Genomic DNA, 18,530 nt, shown 5'->3' with positions numbered 1-18,530 from the left:
CGAGACCATCACGGAGACGCTGCCCCGCCACGAGTTCCTGGGCGAGATGATCGCGCAGCAGCTGATCTACTACCCGACCGTGACCCGCGAGCCGTTCCGCAACCGCGGCCGGATCACCGACCTGATGGTCTCGGGCAAGCTCTTTTCCGACATTGGCCTGCCGGCGATGTCGGTCGAAGCCGACCGGTTCATGCTGTGCGGCTCGCCCGACATGATCCGCGACACCCGCGAGCTGCTCTCGGGCGGCGGCTACGAGGAAGGCAACCACGGCGAGGGCGGCCACTACGTGATCGAGAAGGCCTTCGTCGAGAAGTAGTTTTTTGCGACTTCGCGTTCAGCCCGGTGCGGTTCGCCGCGCCGGGCTTTTTGCTGCACGCGATAGACCGGCGCCAGGGCCGGGGGCGCCGGCGGGTGCGCCAATCGTTTCAGGCGCAGTCTCCCCCGAAAGCCGGCAACGACTTTCCAGGGCGAAGCCTATTGCGCCACCGTCGGCATCCCGTCCGCGAACGGGCCGCCGCCGGCGCTGAACAGCTTGCGCAGGAAGCCCGGGGCGATGGCCGAGAGCGGGTTCACGCTCACGTCCGGCGTGGCGAGCTTGCCGGAGACGCGGAAATTGACCGCGAACAGGCCCTCGTTGTGCCCGCCCCCGAGCAGCGGCCCGAGCAGGGGCAATTGCGAGGCGACGTTGTTGAGCCCGTAGAGCGGCACGAAGGTCCCGGTTATGTCGGTGCGCTCGCGGCTGGTATCGAGCCAGCCCGACAGGGTGAAGCCCATGGCGGCGTTCGAGATCGCCGCGTCGCTGAAATCGACCCGGCTGCCGCTGCGCACGAAGTTGGCCCGCATCCGGTCGAAGGTGACGTCGCTCGCCCCCCGGCCCGGGGCGATCCGGCGCCCCCGGGCGGCGTCGGTATCGGCCGGTTCCGGCCCCTGCGCCATGATGCTCGACAGGGCGGGCTCGTTGCGCAGGATGAAGTCGCGGATCTGAACGACGCCCGCCTGCGGGCCGTCATTCAGGCCGATCCCGGCATTGAGCCGGCCGCCATACATCCGCCGGTAGACGTCGACGAAGCGCAGGGTTGCACCGGCATCGGCCGAATCCACCGCGAGCGTCGGCACGCCGCGCTCGCCCCGGGCGACGGAGGCGGCGAACGGCGCCGCGCGGAAGCGCCCGGTGATGGTGGCGGCCCGCAGGGTCTTGCCGTGCAGCGACAGCCGCAGGTTGGCGCCGGTCAGCGCCTCGTCGTTGAAGCCCGTGACGATCGGCACCTGGATGTCGGCGTCGATATCCTTCGGGTTCGTATCCTTCGCTTCCTTGCCGCCCTTCCCATCCGGTCCGCCGAGGGACTTCAGGAACGGCCGGGCATCCACCACCGCGCCCCGGACCACGACCTTGTAGCCGCCGCCGGTCCGGTCGAGGCTGACCCGCAGGTCGTCGCCGGGCGACAGCTTGACGTTCGTCAGCTCCGCCCGCTCCAGGCCGCCCTCCGGGCTGATCGCGACGGTGCCGCGGGCGGAGGCCGGGGCCGCGTCGAAGGCGAAGTCGCGCAGGTCGAGGCCCTGGCCGCTATCCACGAGGGTGAAGGTCAGCCGTCCCGGCTTGCCCGCCGGCTTCGTCAGCCCCGGCAGCAGCCCGTCGATCCCGACCTTGGCGAGATCGGCCTCGACCCTGATCGGCGGCTTGCCCGTCCCGGGCCGGCCGATCGGCACGACCGCGCGGACCGGGATCGTGCCGGTGAGCTGCGGCGCCGTCGGCAGGCCCTTGCGGCCCCGGACGGCGTCGTCGAGCGACAGGTTGACCACCGCCTCGCCCGGCTGGCCGACCTTCGGCTGGCGCAGCTCGACCGAGACGGGGGCGCCCGCCACCCGGCCATCGCCCTTCAAGCTGAAGGCGCCGCGATCATACGACAGGGAGAACCGGCCCGCCTCCAGCCGGTCCTTGCCCATCACCTTGTCGACCGACAGGTCGGCCAGCGTGCCGGTCAGCGTCACCGGCAGGTCGGGCAGATCGACGATGTGCTTGAGGTCGAGGGGGAAATCGACGCGCAGGTCGGCGCTGCCCTTGATCGTGGCGGGGTCGAGATCGACGCTCATCACGCTCTTGAACAGCTTCGCCTGGAGGACGGACGCCATCCCGTCGGCGCCCCCGGAGAGCCGCATGCCGATCTGCGCCACCACCCGGTCGGGGGTGATCTGCGGGATCACGAAGCTGCCGTCCGTGATCGCCAGCCCGCGCCCATCCGGCCCGTGGACCTCGGCGGTCACGTTGCGCACCGTCGTCGAGCGCCCGGTGATGGTTCCGACGACGTTGCCCTTGGTCACCGGCGGCGCGTCCGCGGTGACGTCGATCGCCGCGTCCGAGACGTGGAAGTCGATATGGACCGCGTCGTCCGGGGCCGGCTCGCCCCGGGTGGCGGCGGCCAGCACCGTCCCGGACATCTTCACCCGGATGTCGACGGACTCGACGCGGCCGTGCCGGAGCTGATCCACCAGGTAGGTCCGGGCCGGCGGCGCGATATGCTCCGGCCAGAGGCGCAGGCCGGTCCGGACCTCGCCGTCGCGGCCGACGATGTGGAGGTTGAGGCCGCCATCGTCCGCCGTGGTGCCGATCGTCCCGGTGATCGCCCCGGTCACCCCCGGAGCCGACAGGGTGAGCGCGTCGATGGCGATGCCGCCGTCCCGGCCCGAGAGCTGCGCGTCCATCGCCTTGATCTTCACCGGCGCGTCCTGCGGCGTCGCTCCGCGCAGGGTGGCGTCGCGGCCCGTCACCGTCGCCGTCCAGACCGTGCCCGCGCCCGGTGGGCTGCCCGCCCACGCCCCGCTCAGGTGCACGGCGTTGCCGGCGCCCCGATAGTCCAGGCCGGTGAGCGCCATCACCCGGCCGGCCTCGTCCCAGTCCAGCGACGCGTCGAGGCTCTCGACCGTCACCGGGTTGAAGTCCTTCTCCTCGATCAGGAAGGTGCCGTCGCCGGTATGCAGCTTGGCGGTCATCGTCCGGACGCGCCCGGCCGCCAGGCTCACGTCGGCGCGGGCGGAGACCTTCAGGTCGGTGGTCAGCGGCACCTCCGACTGGCCCGAGAGCAGCAGGAGATCGGTGACCGGCAGGTCGTCGAGGGTGATGCGGCCCGAGCGCTCCTGCCCCTCGCCGCCGTCGCGCAACGAGCCGCCGAACCGCCATTCCCCGTGCGGGCCGTCGAGCCGAAGCTCGAAATTCCGGGTGCCGTTGACCGGATCGCGCCCGAACAGGCCGTTGACCCGGGCGAACACCGCGCGCTCGTGGCCCTCCTCGTCGATCAGCCGCAGCCGCGCATCGGTGACGCGCGCCCGGTCGAGGGCGCCGACCACGCCGCTCGGATCGAGCACCACCCCGAAGATCGACGCGATGGCGGCCGAGAGCGGCGAGACGCTGCCCCGCACCCCGTCCACGCTCGGCGGGGTGACCGGCTCGATGTCGACGGGGCGGTTGGCCTCGGAGGCCGCGAAGGCGATCGAGCCGTCCCGGTGAATCAGCGCGGTGGTCTGGGTCTCGCGGAACTCGATCGCGCGCGGCTGCAGGTTGAGCCGCAGGAGACCCCACAGATCGAGGCTGACCAGCGCCAGGGGCGCGCGCACCACGAGGGCGCCCTGCGGATTGCGGATGTCGAGCCCGGAGAAGCGCAGGCTGAGGGCGTTCTCGCGGTCGAGTTCGAGGCTGCTGCCGCGGATGCCGATGCTCCAGCCCGGGCCGATCCGCTCGGCCACCGCGGCCGCGACCCGGCGCGACAGGCCGTCGATCTGCAGCGGTCCGTTCGACAGGCGCAGGGCCATCGAGCCGATCCCGGCGCCGAGGACCAGCACCAGGGCGAGCGCGCTCACGAGGCAGAAGCCCCCCACGCGCCGCGCCCTCCCCCGGGGCCTGCCTGCCGACGTCGTCTCGTCCGCCATCGGGACCCTTGTTCCGGGGACTCTGCGCGCGGGGCTCCCGGGCTCCGCGGCCGGTGGATCGAAGCGCGCCCCCGCTTTACAGCGGCGGCGACTCCGGTTTTGGCTCGGGTGTGCGCGGCGCAATCGCGTGCTGCCGGGCACGCGATCGGTTGCACACCATCATTCGGCCGAAAGGAAGGCACGATGCCGCTATCAGAGGGTGATCCGGCTCCCGATTTCGACCTGCCGGCCTCGGGCGGCGGGCGGATCGCGCTGTCCGCGCTCCGCGGTCACAAGGTCGTGCTCTACTTTTACCCGAAGGACGACACGAGCGGCTGCACCCTGGAGGCGCAGGATTTCAACGGCCTGCTGCCGGACTTCGCGGGGGCCGAGGCGAAGGTCGTCGGCGTCTCGCCGGACCCGGTGAAGAGCCACGACAAGTTCTGCGGCAAGTACGGGCTCGCCCTCCCCCTCGCCTCCGACGAGGACAAGGGCGTGCTCGCGGCCTACGGCGTCTGGGTCGAGAAGAGCATGTACGGGCGCACGTACATGGGCGTCGAGCGCACCACCGTGCTGATCGACCGCGCCGGCCGCATCGCCAGGATCTGGCCGAAGGTCAAGGTGCCGGGCCACGCCGAGGCCGTGCTGGCGGCTGCCCGCGCCCTCCCCTGACGGGTCGGAGGGGCGCGGCGCGACGGATCCTTAACCTTACGGGGGCCTCAATGGCGGATCCCGCGGGGCCGTCCGATGCTTCCTCCGAAGATCCTCCCGCCCCGCGCGCCGCTCCGGGCCCTGCCCTGGTTGGCCGCCGGCTGCGCGCTGCTCTGGGCCCTCGGCGCCTCGTATCTGATCGTGTTCCACGACGACGTGCTCGCGGGCTTCGTGGCCCGTCAGGGGGCGATGCGTGACGCCTACGAGGCGCGGATCGCCGCTCTGCAGGACCGGATCGTCCGCGACCGGGACGGCCGGGACGGCACCGAGGCCGGCCTGGCGCACCGGGTTGCGGCGGCGCTGGAGCGGCAGGCCGAGCTGGAGCGGCGCATGGCGGCCCTGGCCGGTCTGGAGCGCCAGGCTCTGCCCGATCCGACCGTCACCGGCGCGCTGGCGCCGCGCCCCGATGCGGGCCTGGACTCCCGTGCGGGTCCGGAGACTGGTGCGGGCCTGGAGCCGGCCGACGATGAACCGCTCCTGCGCCCCGGCGAGGGGGCCGCGCCGGGCCGGGCCGACCGCCCCCTGCCGCGCCGGAGTGCCCTCGAGACCGAGACCAGCCTGATCCGGCTCGAGGCGCGCCTGGCGGGTGTGCAGGCGGCGCAGGGGGAGCGCCTCGCCGGCCTGGCCGCGCGGGCCGGCGACGCCGTCCGTCGGATGCGCGGCCTGATCGGCCGGACTGGTCTCGATCCCGGGCGGTTCGACGCGCCGGCCGCGGGCCTCGGCGGCCCGCTGGTCCCCCTCGACGCCGGCATCCTGGACGCGGCGGGCTTCGAGTCCGGCCTGGCCCTGGCCCGCCGGGCGCTGATGGAGAGCGAGCGCCTGCGCCTGACGGCCGCCGCGCTGCCGCTGGCCCGGCCGATCCGGGGCGCGGCGACCGTATCGAGCCCGTTCGGCACGCGGCTCGACCCGTTCACCCGCGGCCTCGCCCTGCATACCGGGCTCGACCTGAAGGCGGAATACGGCGAACCCGCCCGCGCCACCGCCCCCGGCCGGGTGATCGCCGCGGAGGCCGCGGGCGGCTACGGCAACATGGTGGAGATCGATCACGGTCACGGCCTGACCACCCGGTTCGGCCATCTGGCCCGGATCGCGGTGCGCCCGGGGCAGCGCGTCGCCGCGGGCGACGTGGTCGGCGCCGTCGGCTCCACCGGGCGCTCCACCGGGGCGCATCTGCACTACGAGACCCGCATTGACGGCGCGCCGGTCGACCCGCAGCGCTTCCTGAATGCCGGCACGGCCCTCGCGAGCGCGCAGCGCGACGCCGACTGAATCCGTCGCCGACCGGGCCGGTCCGTGCTAGCCTCCGAGCCGGAATCGGAGGCCGTCATGGCATTGGCTGTGAAGCGCGACGCGCGCATGAGCGTCGCCGAATACAGGCGCTGGGCGGAGCCGCGCCCGGACGAGGAGCGCTGGGAGCTGCTCGACGGCGAGCCCGTGCTCATGGCGCCCCCGAGCGCCCGGCACCAGCGGATCGTCACGAATCTGGTCAAGCATCTCGACGCCCTGGCCGAACGACGCGGTTGCGGCGCCTATCCGGGGCTGGCGATCCTCAGCGCGGCGATGGACGATTACGCGCCCTACCCGGATGTCGTGGTCCATTGCGGACCGATGCCGCCGACCGGCTTCGTCGACGATCCCCTGGTGATCGTCGAGGTGCTCTCGCCGGGGACCATGATCAACGATCGGGGGCGCAAACTCGATTTCTACGCCACCGTGCCGAGCCTGCAGTCCCTCCTGATCGTCTATCAGAACGAGGCGCGGATCGAGGTCTGGCGCCGGGATGCCGGCTGGGCCATGCGGGTGGCCCCCGCGGAGGCCGTCGTGGACCTGCCGGAGCTTGGCGGAACCCTGCCGCTGGCCGAGGTCTACGCCCGGGTGGCTTTCTGAGGTGCCGCCGGTGCGGGCGCGCCGCGCCGATGCTAGTCTGAGTCCGGAACGGAGGTCGGCTATGGCTCTGGCCGCGAAGCGAGACGTGCGGATGGACGTGTCGGCGTTCCGGCTCTGGGTGGAGACCCGCCCGGAGCACGAGCGCTGGGAACTGCTCGATGGGGACCCCGTGCTCATGGCCCCGCCCCGGGAGCAGCATCAGCGCATCGTGATGAATCTAGCGGGACGCCTCGATTCGCTGGCGGAGCCGCGGGGCTGCCGCGCCCTGCCGGGCCTGGCGATCCTCAGCGCCGCGATGGACGATTTCGCGCCGATCCCCGACGTGGTCGTGCGCTGCGGGCCTCCCCTGCCGGACGGCTACGCGTCGGATCCGCTCCTCGTCGCCGAGGTGCTGTCACCCTCGACCATGAGCCTGGACCGGGGCTGCAAGATCGATTTCTACCGGACCGTGCCGGGCCTCGCGGTCCTGCTGATCGTCTATTCCGACGAGGCCCGGGTCGAGCTCTGGCGGCGGGACGCGGCGGACTGGAGCGTGACGGCGCTCGGGCTCGACGGCACCGTGACGCTGCCGGAGCTTGATGGCGCCGTGCCGGTGCGCGACATCTATCGCGGCCTCAGCGTCTGAGCCGCACCCGATCGCAACGGCCGGCTTCCCCGGCCCGCCAGAGCACCAAGGCACCGACTTGCCCCATTTCGACGATTTCTACGCGGCCAAGCTGCGCGGCTCCCTCGGTGTGACGGACGCGGACTCGGTGCTCGACCTGCGCGGCGCCAACCGGGCCACCGCCGAGGCCTCGCTCAAGGACATGCTGGAGCGCAGCCGCTTCGCCAAGGGCAAGACCGTGGCGATCCGACTCGACCCGCCCCCCGAGGGCGGCGGCGAGACCCTGTTCCAGCCGGCCGGGCGCCTGCTCCTCGACGCGAAGCGCCGCGGCCTGATCGAGCGCCTGCAGACCCTGCCGGGTCAGGACGGGCTCGGGTTCTACGTGGCGCTCGCCGGGCGGGCCGAGCGGACGCCGCCATAGGGCATCGGCCCGGGTCCCCGTGCCGGCCATGGATCGCGTGCGCGCGGCCGGGCGTTGGCCGGTCCCGCCCCACCGGATGCCGCCCGTCGATGCCATCCCCGCCGAACGTCCGATCCGCCGCGCCCCGGGGCCCGGCATGAGCCCCCTCCCCGGTGGCCGCAACACGATCGAGCGCATCGCCCGCCTCGGCTACGGGGCCCGGGGCGTGGTCTATATCGTGGTCGGTGCCCTGGCGCTGCTGGCGGCGCTCGGGCATGGCGGGCGGGCCGGCGACAGCCAGGACGCCCTGCGTACCGTGCTGGCCGGACCCTTCGGGTCGGCGCTCGTCGGCCTGATCGCGCTGGGCCTCTCGGGCTTCGCCCTCTGGCGCCTCGTCGAGGGCATCACGGATGCCGACCGGCGCGGCACCGCGATCAAGGGCCTGGCGGTGCGCGGCGCGCACGTGGTCAGCGCCGCGCTCTATCTCGGACTCGCCGCCAGCGCCGCCTCCCTGAGCCTCGGCCTCGGCATGCGCGGCGGCGACGGCGTGCATGACGGGACGGCGTGGCTCCTGGGCAAGCCCTTCGGCCGCTGGCTCGTGGCCCTGGGCGGCCTCGCGGTCGTCGGCGGCGGCTTCGGCTTCCTCGGCAAGGCGTGGCGCGGCGACGTCACCGACCGACTCGCCCTCGACGCGCAGGCCCGGGCGCGCTGGGCCGGCCCGATCGGCCGCTTCGGCTACGCGGCGCGGGGCCTGGCCTTCCTGATCATCGGCGGGTTCCTCGTGGCGGCGGCGTGGCACCAGCGCTCCTCCGAAGCCAAGGGGTTGGCCGAGGCCTTCGCGCTGCTCCGCGCCCAGCCCTACGGCTGGATCCTGCTGGGGCTCGTGGCGGCGGGCCACGCCGCCTTCGGGGCCTTCGGGCTGATCCAGGCCCGCTACCGGCGCATCGAGGCCCCGGACATCGACCGCGTGGACGATGCCGCCGGCGCGGCGGCCCGGGCGCTGACCTGAGCCGCGTGCGCGACCCGGATTCGGCGGTTTGTCATCCGCCGCGATTGTAAACGGCCGCCCGGACCCCAAGTAAAACGGACCCTCCGCGCAATCCTGTGCCATGGGCGACGCAGCGGAGACGATGATGGCCCGAACCTTGATCACCGGTCGTGCACAGACCGTGACCACCGAAGACTTCAACGAACGCGTCCGCATCGTGCTCGTCGACAAGCTCGACCCGGTCAAGGGCCGTGTCTACCGGAAGAACTTCAAGACCGGCTTCACCGGCGCGTTCGTCAAGTAGGCGGTACCGCGGCCGCCCGGGCGGTCGCGCGTCCGTGTGGTGCGGCGCCGATGCCGCGCGTTGACAGGACCGGTGGCGCGGCGGATACCCCGCGGCACCCGATCCGGCCCCCGATGCAGCAGCGCCTCTACAAGACCGCGGTGATGGTGGCCCACGACCTCGCGGCGACCGCCGCCGCCGTGGTGCTCACCTTCCTGTTCCGCTTCCAGGGCGGGATGCTGGACGAGCGCCTGCACGCCCTGCCCCTCCTGCTGCCGCCGTTCCTGGCCTGCGCCGGGTTCGTCTACGGCCGCTTCCGGCTGTACCGGACCAAGTGGCGCTTCGCCTCCCTGCAGGATCTCGCCGGCATCGTCCGCGCCGCGAGCGTGCTGGCGCTCGCCCTGCTGGTGACCGACTGGGTCCTGGTCTCCTCCGACCTGTACGGCTTCTACTTCTTCGGCAAGATCGCGATTCTTCTGTACTGGGTCCTCCAGATCTTTCTGCTCGGGGGGACCCGCCTCGCCTTCCGGTACCTCAAGGACACCCGGTCCCGGCAATCCAGCGCCCGGGCCGCCACGGTCCCGACGCTGCTGCTCGGGCGCGGCGCCGATCTCGACGTCCTGATCCGCGCCATCGAGGCGGGCTCGGTCAGGAAGCTGGCGCCCCGGGGGATCCTCTCGCCCCGGGCGGACGAGACCGGGCAGTTCATGCGCGGCGTGCCCGTGCTCGGCGGCTTCCGGGATCTCGAACGGGTGGTGGCGGACCTGGCCGCCGGCGGCGAGCCGGTGCGGCGGCTGGTGGCCGCCCCGAGCGCCCTGGTGCCGGAGGCTGCCCCCGACGACCTCCTCGCCCGCGCCCGCCGCCTCGGCCTGCCGCTCGCCCGGGTGGTCGGGCTCGGCGAGGGCGCGCAGGGCCCCGAACTGGCGCCGCTGGAGATCGAGGATCTGCTGCTGCGTGCCACGGTCGCCATCGACCGGACGCGGCTGGAGGCGTTCCTGACCGGCCGCCGGGTGGTGGTCACCGGCGGCGGCGGCTCGATCGGCTCGGAGATCTGCCTGCGGGCCGTGGCCTTCGGAGCCGCGGCGGTGCTGGTGCTCGATTCCTCCGAGCCGGCGCTGCACGGCATCCTCACCCACCCGGCGATCCTGGCCGCCGAGGCCGCGGTGACCGGCGTGCTCGCCGATATCCGCGACCGGACGCGCACGCATGAGGTCATCGCGGCGTTCCGGCCGGACTACGTCCTGCACGCCGCCGCGCTCAAGCAGGTGCCCTACCTGGAGCGGGACTGGCAGGAGGGCATCAAGACCAACGTGTTCGGCTCGATCAACGTCGCCGAGGCCGCCGTGGCGGCCGGCGCCCGGGCGCTCGTGATGATCTCCACCGACAAGGCGATCGAGCCGGTCTCGCAGCTCGGCGTCACCAAGCGCTTCGCCGAGATGGTCGCCCAGGCGCTGGACGCGGAGCAATCCGCCCGGCCGGACCCCGCGTCCCCTCCGCCGACCCGGCTGATCGCCGTGCGCTTCGGGAACGTCCTGGGATCGGCCGGCTCGGTGGTGCCGGTGTTCAAGGCGCAGATCGCCCGGGGCGGCCCGGTCACCGTGACCCACCCCGACATGGTCCGCTACTTCATGACCGTGCGCGAGGCCTGCGACCTGGTGCTGACCGCCGCCTCCCACGCCGACACCGAGGCGCGCGCCGCGGCCGAGACCGAGCGCGCCGCGGTCTACGTGCTCAAGATGGGCCAGCCGGTGCGGATTGCCGACCTCGCCGCGCGGATGATCCGGCTCGCCGGTTTCGAGCCCGGCGCGGAGATCGAGATCGCCTTCACGGGGGCGCGGCCGGGCGAGCGGTTGAACGAGATCCTGTTCGCCCGGGAGGAGCCCCGGGTCGCCCTGCCGGGCATCGACGGGGTGATGGCGGCGCGGCCGGTCTTCGCCGACCGGGCCCGGCTCGACGGCTGGGTGGCACAGCTGCGCGACGCCGTGGCGGCGGGGGATCGGGCGGCCGCGGAGGCGGTGTTCGAGGCGGCGGTGCCGCATTTCCGCGAGCGCCACGGACAAAGGCCGCCCGGGCGTGCGACGCGTGCCGCGGTGACGATTGAGGCCGACCCGTCGGCCGGTGCGGCGCCGGCCGTGATCGGCTGATCGGGCACACGCCCGTCACGTCTGCTGGCTATGACGTCCGCGCGTCTTGCGTTGAAGGACGAGAGCGCCGCCGCCCTCCTCTCCCGTGCGGGCTACGGGATTCACAGATCGGGTTTTGTATCGCTCCGGCTGGACTTCACACCCCGCTCCAGAGATTACACGCACCCTCCCTCCCCCGCAGAGGGGGGAGGGAGACGCGACTGTGTCCGGCCGCTGCCCTCTAACGTCGAAGATGTGTGTATCCGGTAGCCCGCACGGGTGAGGGGATCTGCGCCCGGTCCTGAAGACCCATCCGCGATGCGTGAATCCCCTCGCTCGGCGATGCGGCGCAGGCCGCCATCGTGCACTTGGTCCGGGCTCCGATGTAGGAATACGGCTCTCCCGGAAGGGAGAACAGGCGCGACACGACAGTCCGGCGCTCAACCCCCGTCCCGCGCCAGCCGCACCAGCCCGTCCCGCGTCGGCCCGGCCGGGCGCCATCCCAGAGCCGCGAGGCCGTCGGCGCGGGCCTCCAGGCCCTCCGCCACCCGGGCGAACTGCGCCGCCCGCCCGGTCAGCCGGCAGGCCAGCCCGAGCAGCCCCGCCGGCACCGGGACCAGCCCCGGATTGCGGCCGAGGCCGGCGCGGAGCGCGGTGATCATCTCGGGAAGGCTCAGCGGATCCGGGTCGGCGGCGATCAGCGCGCGGCGCAGCGGCTCCGGCGCCCGCAGCACCGCGTCCACGGCCGCCGACAGGCTGTCCAGGGCGATCAGCGAGCGCCGCGCCGTCAGCCCCCCGAGCGGCAGCGGATAGGGGCTGCGGGCGAGCCCCAGGAGCGCGGCCATGTTGCCCTTCACGCCGGCGCCGTAGACCAGGACCGGGCGGAGGGCGACCCAGTCGAGCCCGGTCTCGGCGAGCGCCCGCTCGGCCTCCAGCTTGGAGCGGCCGTAGGCGTCGGTCGGCGCCGCGGGATCGCCCTCGCCGATCACGCCGGGCGCGCTGGCGCCGACCTGCGCGCGGATCGAGGACAGGAACACGAACCGGCGCACCTTGGCGCGCGCGGCCGCCTCCGCGAGCCCGCGCGTCGCTTCGGTGTTGAGGGTGCGGTAATCGTCCTCCGGGGCGCCCGACATCGCATGGGCGAGACCGGCCGAATGCACCACGGCGTCGACGCCGCTGAGCGCCGCCGCCATGTTGATCGGGCGCGTCAGGTCGCCGACCACCGCGCTCGCCGCGCCCTCCGGCAGGGCCGTGGGCCGGCGCAGCAGCACCCGGACCCGGTAGCCGCGCGCCGTGAGGTCGGCGAGCAGGTGGCGGCCGATGAAGCCGGTCGCCCCGGTGAGCGCGATCGATCCGGTCACGGGTGGGCGGCACCTTCGGCGGGGGCCGGCGCCGGGGCGCGGGCGAAGCGGCGGAGCAGGGACGCGACCAGGGCGAGCCCGGCCGCGAGCGCCGCGAGGGTGACCGGCCAGGACGGCCAAAACAAGGTCGCGGCGGCGAGCGCCGCCAGCGCGAGATTGACCGCGAACACCCGCCCCACCACGCCCGGAACCGTCAGGCCGTTCACGGTGGCGCGCTGGTAGTAGTGGCCGCGATGGGCCTCCCAGACCCGCTCGCCCCGGGCCGCCCGGGCGGCCAGCGTCAAAGTGGCATCGGCCACGGCGGTGAGCGGCAGCAGCAGAGCGGCCGCGAGGCTCCCCGCCAGGGCCAGATGCCAGAGCAGCCACGCGGTGACGAGCCCGACCGGCAGCGCGCCGACATCCCCGAGGAAGAGTTTCGCGACCGGCCGGTTGAACGGCGCGAAGCCGAGCATCGCCCCGAGCAGGCAGGCCGCCACGAGCGTCGGCAGCGGCGGGAGGCATCCGGTGAGCCCGAGCAGCAGCAGCGCCCCGGCCACCGGGACGGTCTCGGCGACCGTCATCCAGTCGAGCCCGTCCATGAAGTTCGTCAGGTTCACGAACCAGAGCCCCGCCAGCAGCGCGAGGCCGCGTTCGAACCAAAGGGGGGCCCCGGGCAGGAGCCGCCCGTCGAGGTGCCAGACCAGCAGCCCGACCGCGACCGCCTGCACGGCGAGCCGGAGGGCGGCCGGCAGCGGCCGGAGGTCGTCCACCGCACCGAGGAAAGCCAGGGCCAGGGTACAGCCTGCGAGCCAGATCCAGTCCGGCCGGCCGCCGATCTCCGGCGCGGCGATGAGCAGCCCCGAGATCGTCACGAGCGCCGTCACCACGGCGATGCCGCCACCCTGCGGGGTCGGCACGGTGTGGCTGGAGCGGGCGTTCGGCCGCGCCAGGGCGTAGCGCTGGAGCAGCGGGAACAGGCGCAGGATCAGCCCCGCCGAGAGGGCGGCGGCCAGCGGGACGGCGAGGAGGAGGATCGTGGGCAGGGCGTCTAGGAGCGGCATGCGCTGTCACGGAAACGGAAGGCAGTTCAGCCCCTGCGGGACCGGATGGAGGATGCCCTTACTCCATGCTTGCCACATCCGTGGCCTGGAGCGACTCACCGGCCCGGTGTCTCAACGCGATCGATCTCCTTCGAGAGCGTCGCATACGCGAAATCGATCGTTGGCGGATTCGCCGGGACTGCCCAACGTTCCCCGTGGGCGAGGAAGTCCCGGTACGCGATGACCTCCCATAAATCCGTGCGGGGATCGACGCGGCTCCCAGAGGCTACGGCCAGGAGGCGCCGGTATCCGCCGAGATTGGAGAAGTCCGCACTCGTCCGAGCCAGATCCTCCCGATACGCGGCGAAGGGAAATTCCGGCCCGTAATGGACCTTCAGGACATGCCGGACCTTGCTCGAAGCCATCCGAAGCAGCCGGAACAGATCCGCCTCGAACGCGGACACGAGGTCGATGAAGCCCTGCCGACGAATCTGTCGTCCGACACGCTTGAAGTGCTCCTGAATGGCCTTTCGGCGGTCCTTCACGACGTTGCCGATCGGGACGCCGAGTCCACCGAGAAGCTCCGTCGAGGCGCCCGGTCGCAGCGCCGCTTGCCGGGCATGGGCATGCGCGCCCAGCTGCGACTGAAGGGCGATATAGGAGGCGTCGAGCTTGCGCTCGCTCACATCGTCGATTCCGACCGCAGGCTGTAGGCCGCGAGAAGCTCGTCCAGCGTCGCCTCGAAGGTCTCCTTCGTAAGCGCCGTCGATCGCCCGCGCTCCGAAGGTTTGACGAGGCTCCAGGTCGGCTGCTGTGCGGGCCCGGTCAGCACGATGAACATCGGGTCGCCGCTGCCGAGGCGGAACATGTCCACCCGACCAAGGGCACCAATGACGACCGCGCCTTTGGGTTCGAGGCGGACCGTCTCGGGTCCCACCCCGATATCCAGCACGTCGATCTCGTAAGTCCCCGTAGCCTCTTCGTGGACCGCTCTCGCGGTCCGTTCGAGAATGAGGTCGCCATCGTCGACGTAGGGCTTCAGCCACCCGGCGATATCGGCGTAGAGCCGGGACACGGCGCCCGTCCACCGGGCCACGATCTCGGCCGGATCGTCCCGTTCGCCGCGCGCATCCCTGAGGCGTTCGATCGTCTCTCTCAAGGGCATACCGACGGCTCCGGTCCCCACGCCGCCGAGGCGAAGCCGAGCGACGCGGTCGAGTCTACAGAAGCCCGCTGCCCCGGGCCAGGGCCGCGGCCGATGCGCCGGCCCACTTCGCGGCGGCGGTGCCGCTTCACGCCGCTGCGTCGCCGCCCCCCTGCTCCGCCTTGTTCGATGCGCGATCGAGACGCGATTCGCCTTGCGCGTCGCCCGGTTCAGTAGACCTGCGCATCCGCCCGCGGCCGGTCGTCCCGGCGCTCCAGGCTCTTCTCCACCACCTTGGCCAGCCCGACCATGATCTGGTCGATGGCGTAGTCCTTGGGCGTGTAGACCGCGCGCACGCCCATGTTCTTCAGGACCAACTCGTCCTCGGGCGAGATGATGCCGCCGACCACCACGGGGATGTGGTCGAGCCCCGCCTCCCGCATCTGGGCCCGGACCTCGCGCACCAGCGGCACGTGGCTGCCCGACAGGATCGACAGGCCGACCACGTGGGCGCCGGTCTCCTTCGCCTTGGCGACGATCTCGGCGGGCGTCTGGCGGATGCCGTCGTAGGTGACGTCGAAGCCGACGTCCCGGGCGCGCAGCGCGATCTGCTCGGCGCCGTTCGAGTGGCCGTCGAGCCCGGGCTTGCCGACCACGAGCTTGGGCGTCTCGCCCAGGCGCTCGCCGAGATCGGCGATCAGGAGCTTGGCCTCCTCGGCGGCCCCGGCGGAGACCGTCTCCATGCTCACCCCGGTGGGCGCCCGGTACTCGCCGAAGACCTGCCGCAGGCGCTCGCCCCACTCGCCCGTGGTGACCCCGGCCTTCGCGGCCGCGATCGAGGGCGGCATGATGTTGGCGCCGGAGCGCGCCGCCTGCTCCAGGGCGTCCAGCGCCTGGCCGACGGCCCGGTCGTCGCGCTTGCTGCGCCACTCGCGGATCCGGCCCTGCGCCTCCATCTCCACCGTCTCGGAGACGGAAAAAATCGCCCCCTCCCCGGCGGTGAGCGGCGAGGGCTCGCCCTGCTGCCACTTGTTGACGCCGACCACGATCTGCTCGCCGGCCTCGATCGCCGAGATCCGCCGGGCATTCGATTCCACCAGCGCCCGCTTGAGCGCCCCGGTCTCCACCGCCGCGACCGCGCCGCCGATGCCGCCGATCCGCTCCAGTTCGGCCCGGGTCTCGGCCTTCAGAGCCTCGACCTTGGCCTCGATGACCTTCGAGCCGTCGAAGATATCGTCATATTCCAAAAGATCGGTCTCGAAGGCCAGGATCTGCTGCATGCGCATGGACCATTGCTGGTCCCAGGGGCGCGGCAGGCCGAGCGCCTCGTTCCAGGCCGGCAGCTGCACGGCCCGGGCGCGGGCGCGCTTGGACAGGGTCACGGCCAGCATCTCGATCAGGATGCGGTGGACGTTGTTCTCGGGCTGCTGTTCCGTCAGTCCGAGGCTGTTGACCTGAACGCCATACCGAAAGATGCGCTTCTTCGGGTCGTCGATACCGTAGCGTTCCTGCGCGATCTCGTCCCAGAGTTCGGCGAAGGCCCGCATCTTGCAAATCTCGGTGACGAACCGCAGCCCGGCGTTCACGAAGAACGAGATCCGCCCGAACACGTCGGAAAAACTCTTTTCGTCGAATTCGGGGTCGTCGCGCACCGTGTCGAGCACCGCGATGGCGATCGCGAGCGCGTAGGACAGCTCCTGGACCGGCGTCGCCCCCGCCTCCTGCAGGTGGTAGGAGCAGACATTCATCGGGTTCCACTTCGGCACGGTCTTCGTGGTGAAGAGGATCACGTCCTTGGTGAGCCGCAGGCTCGGCGCGGGTGGGAACACGTAGGTGCCGCGCGACAGGTATTCCTTGATGATGTCGTTCTGGGTCGTGCCCTGGAGGGCGTCGAACGGCGCGCCCTGCTCCTCGGCCACCGCCAGGTAGAGCGCCAGCAGCCACGGGGCCGTGGCGTTGATGGTCATCGAGGTGTTCATCTGGGCGAGCGGGATGTCCTGGAACAGGGTCCGCATGTCGCCGAGATGCGCGATCGAGACGCCGACCTTGCCGACCTCGCCGCGCGCCAATTCGTGGTCGGGATCGTAGCCGGTCTGGGTCGGCAGGTCGAAGGCCACCGACAGGCCGGTCTGGCCCTTGGCGAGATTGCCCCGATAGAGCGCGTTGGATTCGGCCGCGTTGGAATGGCCCGCATAGGTGCGGATGATCCAGGGCTTGTCGCGGCTCGACTTGTCGCTCTTGGTCTCCGCGACGTTCGCGCCCATCCCTCGCCTCCATATGATCTTATGTCCGCGCGCGGGGCGCGGTCTTGCGGCCACCGTAGCGAAGCCTTGGCGACGCGTCATCCGGGACAGACGTGCAAGTCGCTCCCGCGGGTCCCGGCCGGCCTTTAAAAAACTTGCCCGCCCGGACAGCCTGATTTGAGGGCCCTCTTCGGTCTTCGATCCGTCCAGGGCCGGGCAGTCGGTCCCGATACGCGAGCCGGCGGCGCGCGAAGGCTGGAATCACCCCGTTGGGCGATCGTCCACCCCCGATCCCGGAGCGGAGGATCGATCGCTGGTATAAAGTCCACCCGATCTTCGGTTCCTGGGCGGCGCAAGGTCTCGGACCCGACACCCGCAAGGCCGGCGCGGAATAATACTTGGCCTGCCGAAAAGCCGAATTTGAATACGCGGGCGCCGTCCCTGTGCCGGGGCCTTTTTCCTGGCGGAAACCCTTCGGTTTCGACTTTCGGCCCACTTGGACACCTTCGGCATCGCCGCTATAGCGCGGGGGAGAACCGCGGCCTTCAAGAACCACGCGGGACGAGAGGAGAGCGAGATGGCGGCGAGCGCTGCGGTCGGTCCGGCAACCGGCGAGGTCAAGGACCTCTACGAGATGGGCGAGATCCCGCCGCTGGGTCACGTGCCGGCCAAGATGTATGCCTGGGCGATCCGGCGCGAGCGCCACGGGCCCCCGGAGCAGTCCCACCAGCTCGAAGTGCTGCCGGTCTGGGAGATCGGCGACGACGAGGTGCTGGTCTACGTCATGGCGGCGGGCGTCAACTACAACGGCGTCTGGGCCGGCCTCGGCGAGCCGATCTCGCCCTTCGACGTGCACAAGGGCGAATACCACATCGCCGGCTCGGACGCGTCGGGCATCGTCTGGAAGGTCGGCGCCAAGGTGAAGCGCTGGAAGGTCGGCGACGAGGTCATCGTCCATTGCAACCAGGACGACGGCGACGACGAGGAGTGCAACGGCGGCGACCCGATGTTCTCGCCGACCCAGCGGATCTGGGGCTACGAGACCGGCGACGGCTCCTTCGCGCAGTTCTGCCGGGTGCAGTCGCGCCAGCTGATGCACCGGCCCAAGCACCTGACCTGGGAGGAGGCGGCCTGCTACACGCTGACGCTCGCCACGGCCTACCGCATGCTGTTCGGCCACGCGCCGCACACGGTCCGTCCGGGCCAGAACGTGCTGATCTGGGGCGCCTCCGGCGGCCTCGGCGTGTTCGGCGTCCAGCTCTGCGCGGCCTCCGGCGCCAACGCCATCGCGGTGATCTCGGACGAGTCGAAGCGCGACTACGTGATGAGCCTCGGCGCCAAGGGCGTCATCAACCGGAAAGACTTCGACTGCTGGGGTCAGCTTCCGAAGGTGAACTCCCCTGAATTTCACGCCTGGACGAAAGAGGCGCGGAAATTCGGCAAGGCGATCTGGGAGATCACCGGCAAGCAGGATGTCGACATCGTGTTCGAGCATCCCGGCGAGGCGACCTTCCCGGTCTCGGCGCTGGTGGTGAAGCGCGGCGGCATGGTGGTGTTCTGCGCCGGCACGACCGGCTTCAACATCACCTTCGACGCCCGCTACGTCTGGATGCGGCAGAAGCGGATCCAGGGCTCGCACTTCGCCCATCTCAAGCAGGCGTCCTCGGCCAACCAGTTCGTGCTCGACCGGCGGATCGACCCGTGCATGAGCGAGGTGTTCCCCTGGGACAAGATCCCCCAGGCCCACACCAAGATGTGGAAGAACCTGCACCCGCCGGGCAACATGGCCTGCCTGGTCAACTCGCCCCGCGCCGGTCTGCGGACCGTCGAGGACGTGATCGAGGCCGGGCCGCTCAAGCGGTAGCCC

Annotated in this window: 15 protein-coding genes and 1 pseudogene; 10 read left to right on the top strand and 6 right to left on the bottom strand. The window is 71.9% G+C overall.

Features of this window, described 5'->3' with window-relative positions; translation table 11 throughout:
- A pseudogene (locus tag MKK69_RS16665) lies at positions 1-316 on the top strand (ferredoxin--NADP reductase); the annotation flags it as partial.
- A gap of 158 nt (positions 317-474) precedes the next feature.
- Here the strand turns inward: MKK69_RS16665 and MKK69_RS16660 are convergent.
- Positions 475-3,921 (bottom strand): DUF3971 domain-containing protein, encoded by a 3,447-nt coding sequence (locus MKK69_RS16660; protein ID WP_243969576.1) that lies wholly within the window; start codon positions 3,919-3,921, stop codon positions 475-477.
- Between the two features lie 183 nt (positions 3,922-4,104).
- Between MKK69_RS16660 and MKK69_RS16655 the strand changes: the two genes are divergently transcribed.
- From MKK69_RS16655 to MKK69_RS16620, 8 genes are all read left to right on the top strand, one after another.
- Positions 4,105-4,572, top strand: coding sequence for a peroxiredoxin (locus tag MKK69_RS16655; RefSeq protein ID WP_243969574.1), 468 nt, complete (start codon positions 4,105-4,107; stop codon positions 4,570-4,572).
- 75 nt (positions 4,573-4,647) lie between these two features.
- Positions 4,648-5,880, top strand: a complete 1,233-nt coding sequence (locus MKK69_RS16650; RefSeq protein ID WP_243969572.1) for a M23 family metallopeptidase — start codon at positions 4,648-4,650, stop codon at positions 5,878-5,880.
- A 57-nt stretch (positions 5,881-5,937) separates the two neighbouring features.
- Positions 5,938-6,498, top strand: coding sequence for a Uma2 family endonuclease (locus MKK69_RS16645; RefSeq protein ID WP_243969570.1), 561 nt, complete (start codon positions 5,938-5,940; stop codon positions 6,496-6,498).
- A gap of 61 nt (positions 6,499-6,559) precedes the next feature.
- A complete protein-coding gene (locus MKK69_RS16640) occupies positions 6,560-7,123 on the top strand; it encodes a Uma2 family endonuclease (RefSeq protein WP_243969568.1) in 564 nt (187 codons plus the stop codon).
- A gap of 58 nt (positions 7,124-7,181) precedes the next feature.
- Positions 7,182-7,523 (top strand): hypothetical protein, encoded by a 342-nt coding sequence (locus MKK69_RS16635; protein WP_243969566.1) that lies wholly within the window; start codon positions 7,182-7,184, stop codon positions 7,521-7,523.
- A 136-nt stretch (positions 7,524-7,659) separates the two neighbouring features.
- A complete protein-coding gene (locus tag MKK69_RS16630; protein ID WP_243969564.1) occupies positions 7,660-8,511 on the top strand; it encodes a DUF1206 domain-containing protein in 852 nt (283 codons plus the stop codon).
- A 100-nt stretch (positions 8,512-8,611) separates the two neighbouring features.
- On the top strand, positions 8,612-8,794 hold the full coding sequence (locus tag MKK69_RS16625; protein WP_243969562.1) for a hypothetical protein: 183 nt from the start codon (positions 8,612-8,614) through the stop codon (positions 8,792-8,794).
- A 113-nt stretch (positions 8,795-8,907) separates the two neighbouring features.
- A complete protein-coding gene (locus MKK69_RS16620) occupies positions 8,908-10,917 on the top strand; it encodes an SDR family NAD(P)-dependent oxidoreductase (protein ID WP_243969560.1) in 2,010 nt (669 codons plus the stop codon).
- A gap of 419 nt (positions 10,918-11,336) precedes the next feature.
- Here the strand turns inward: MKK69_RS16620 and MKK69_RS16615 are convergent, their stop codons facing one another.
- The 5 genes from MKK69_RS16615 to MKK69_RS16595 all read right to left on the bottom strand — a co-directional run bounded on the left by MKK69_RS16615 (position 11,337) and on the right by MKK69_RS16595 (position 16,684).
- On the bottom strand, positions 11,337-12,257 hold the full coding sequence (locus MKK69_RS16615; protein WP_243969558.1) for an NAD-dependent epimerase/dehydratase family protein: 921 nt from the start codon (positions 12,255-12,257) through the stop codon (positions 11,337-11,339).
- Positions 12,254-13,297, bottom strand: coding sequence for a glycosyl transferase (locus MKK69_RS16610; protein ID WP_243969556.1), 1,044 nt, complete (start codon positions 13,295-13,297; stop codon positions 12,254-12,256). Before MKK69_RS16610 ends, MKK69_RS16615 begins: the two co-directional genes overlap by 4 nt.
- A gap of 95 nt (positions 13,298-13,392) precedes the next feature.
- Entirely contained in the window at positions 13,393-13,962 is a 570-nt protein-coding gene (locus tag MKK69_RS16605; RefSeq protein ID WP_243969554.1) for a hypothetical protein, read from the bottom strand.
- On the bottom strand, positions 13,959-14,462 hold the full coding sequence (locus MKK69_RS16600) for a hypothetical protein (protein ID WP_243969552.1): 504 nt from the start codon (positions 14,460-14,462) through the stop codon (positions 13,959-13,961). Before MKK69_RS16600 ends, MKK69_RS16605 begins: the two co-directional genes overlap by 4 nt.
- Before the next feature lie 188 nt (positions 14,463-14,650).
- Positions 14,651-16,684 (bottom strand): protein meaA, encoded by a 2,034-nt coding sequence (locus tag MKK69_RS16595; protein ID WP_243969550.1) that lies wholly within the window; start codon positions 16,682-16,684, stop codon positions 14,651-14,653.
- A 556-nt stretch (positions 16,685-17,240) separates the two neighbouring features.
- On the opposite strand from MKK69_RS16595, the gene ccrA reads away from it, so the two are divergent.
- Positions 17,241-18,527, top strand: coding sequence for a crotonyl-CoA carboxylase/reductase (ccrA, locus tag MKK69_RS16590; protein ID WP_243969548.1), 1,287 nt, complete (start codon positions 17,241-17,243; stop codon positions 18,525-18,527).
- Positions 18,528-18,530: the final 3 nt, after the last annotated feature.

The sequence above is a fragment of the Methylobacterium sp. J-026 genome (assembly GCF_022829585.1).
In the GTDB taxonomy this organism is placed as follows: Bacteria; Pseudomonadota; Alphaproteobacteria; order Rhizobiales; family Beijerinckiaceae; genus Methylobacterium.
The sequence above is the reverse complement of the archived record's forward strand: the minus strand, read 5'-3'. Positions and strand labels throughout refer to the sequence as shown.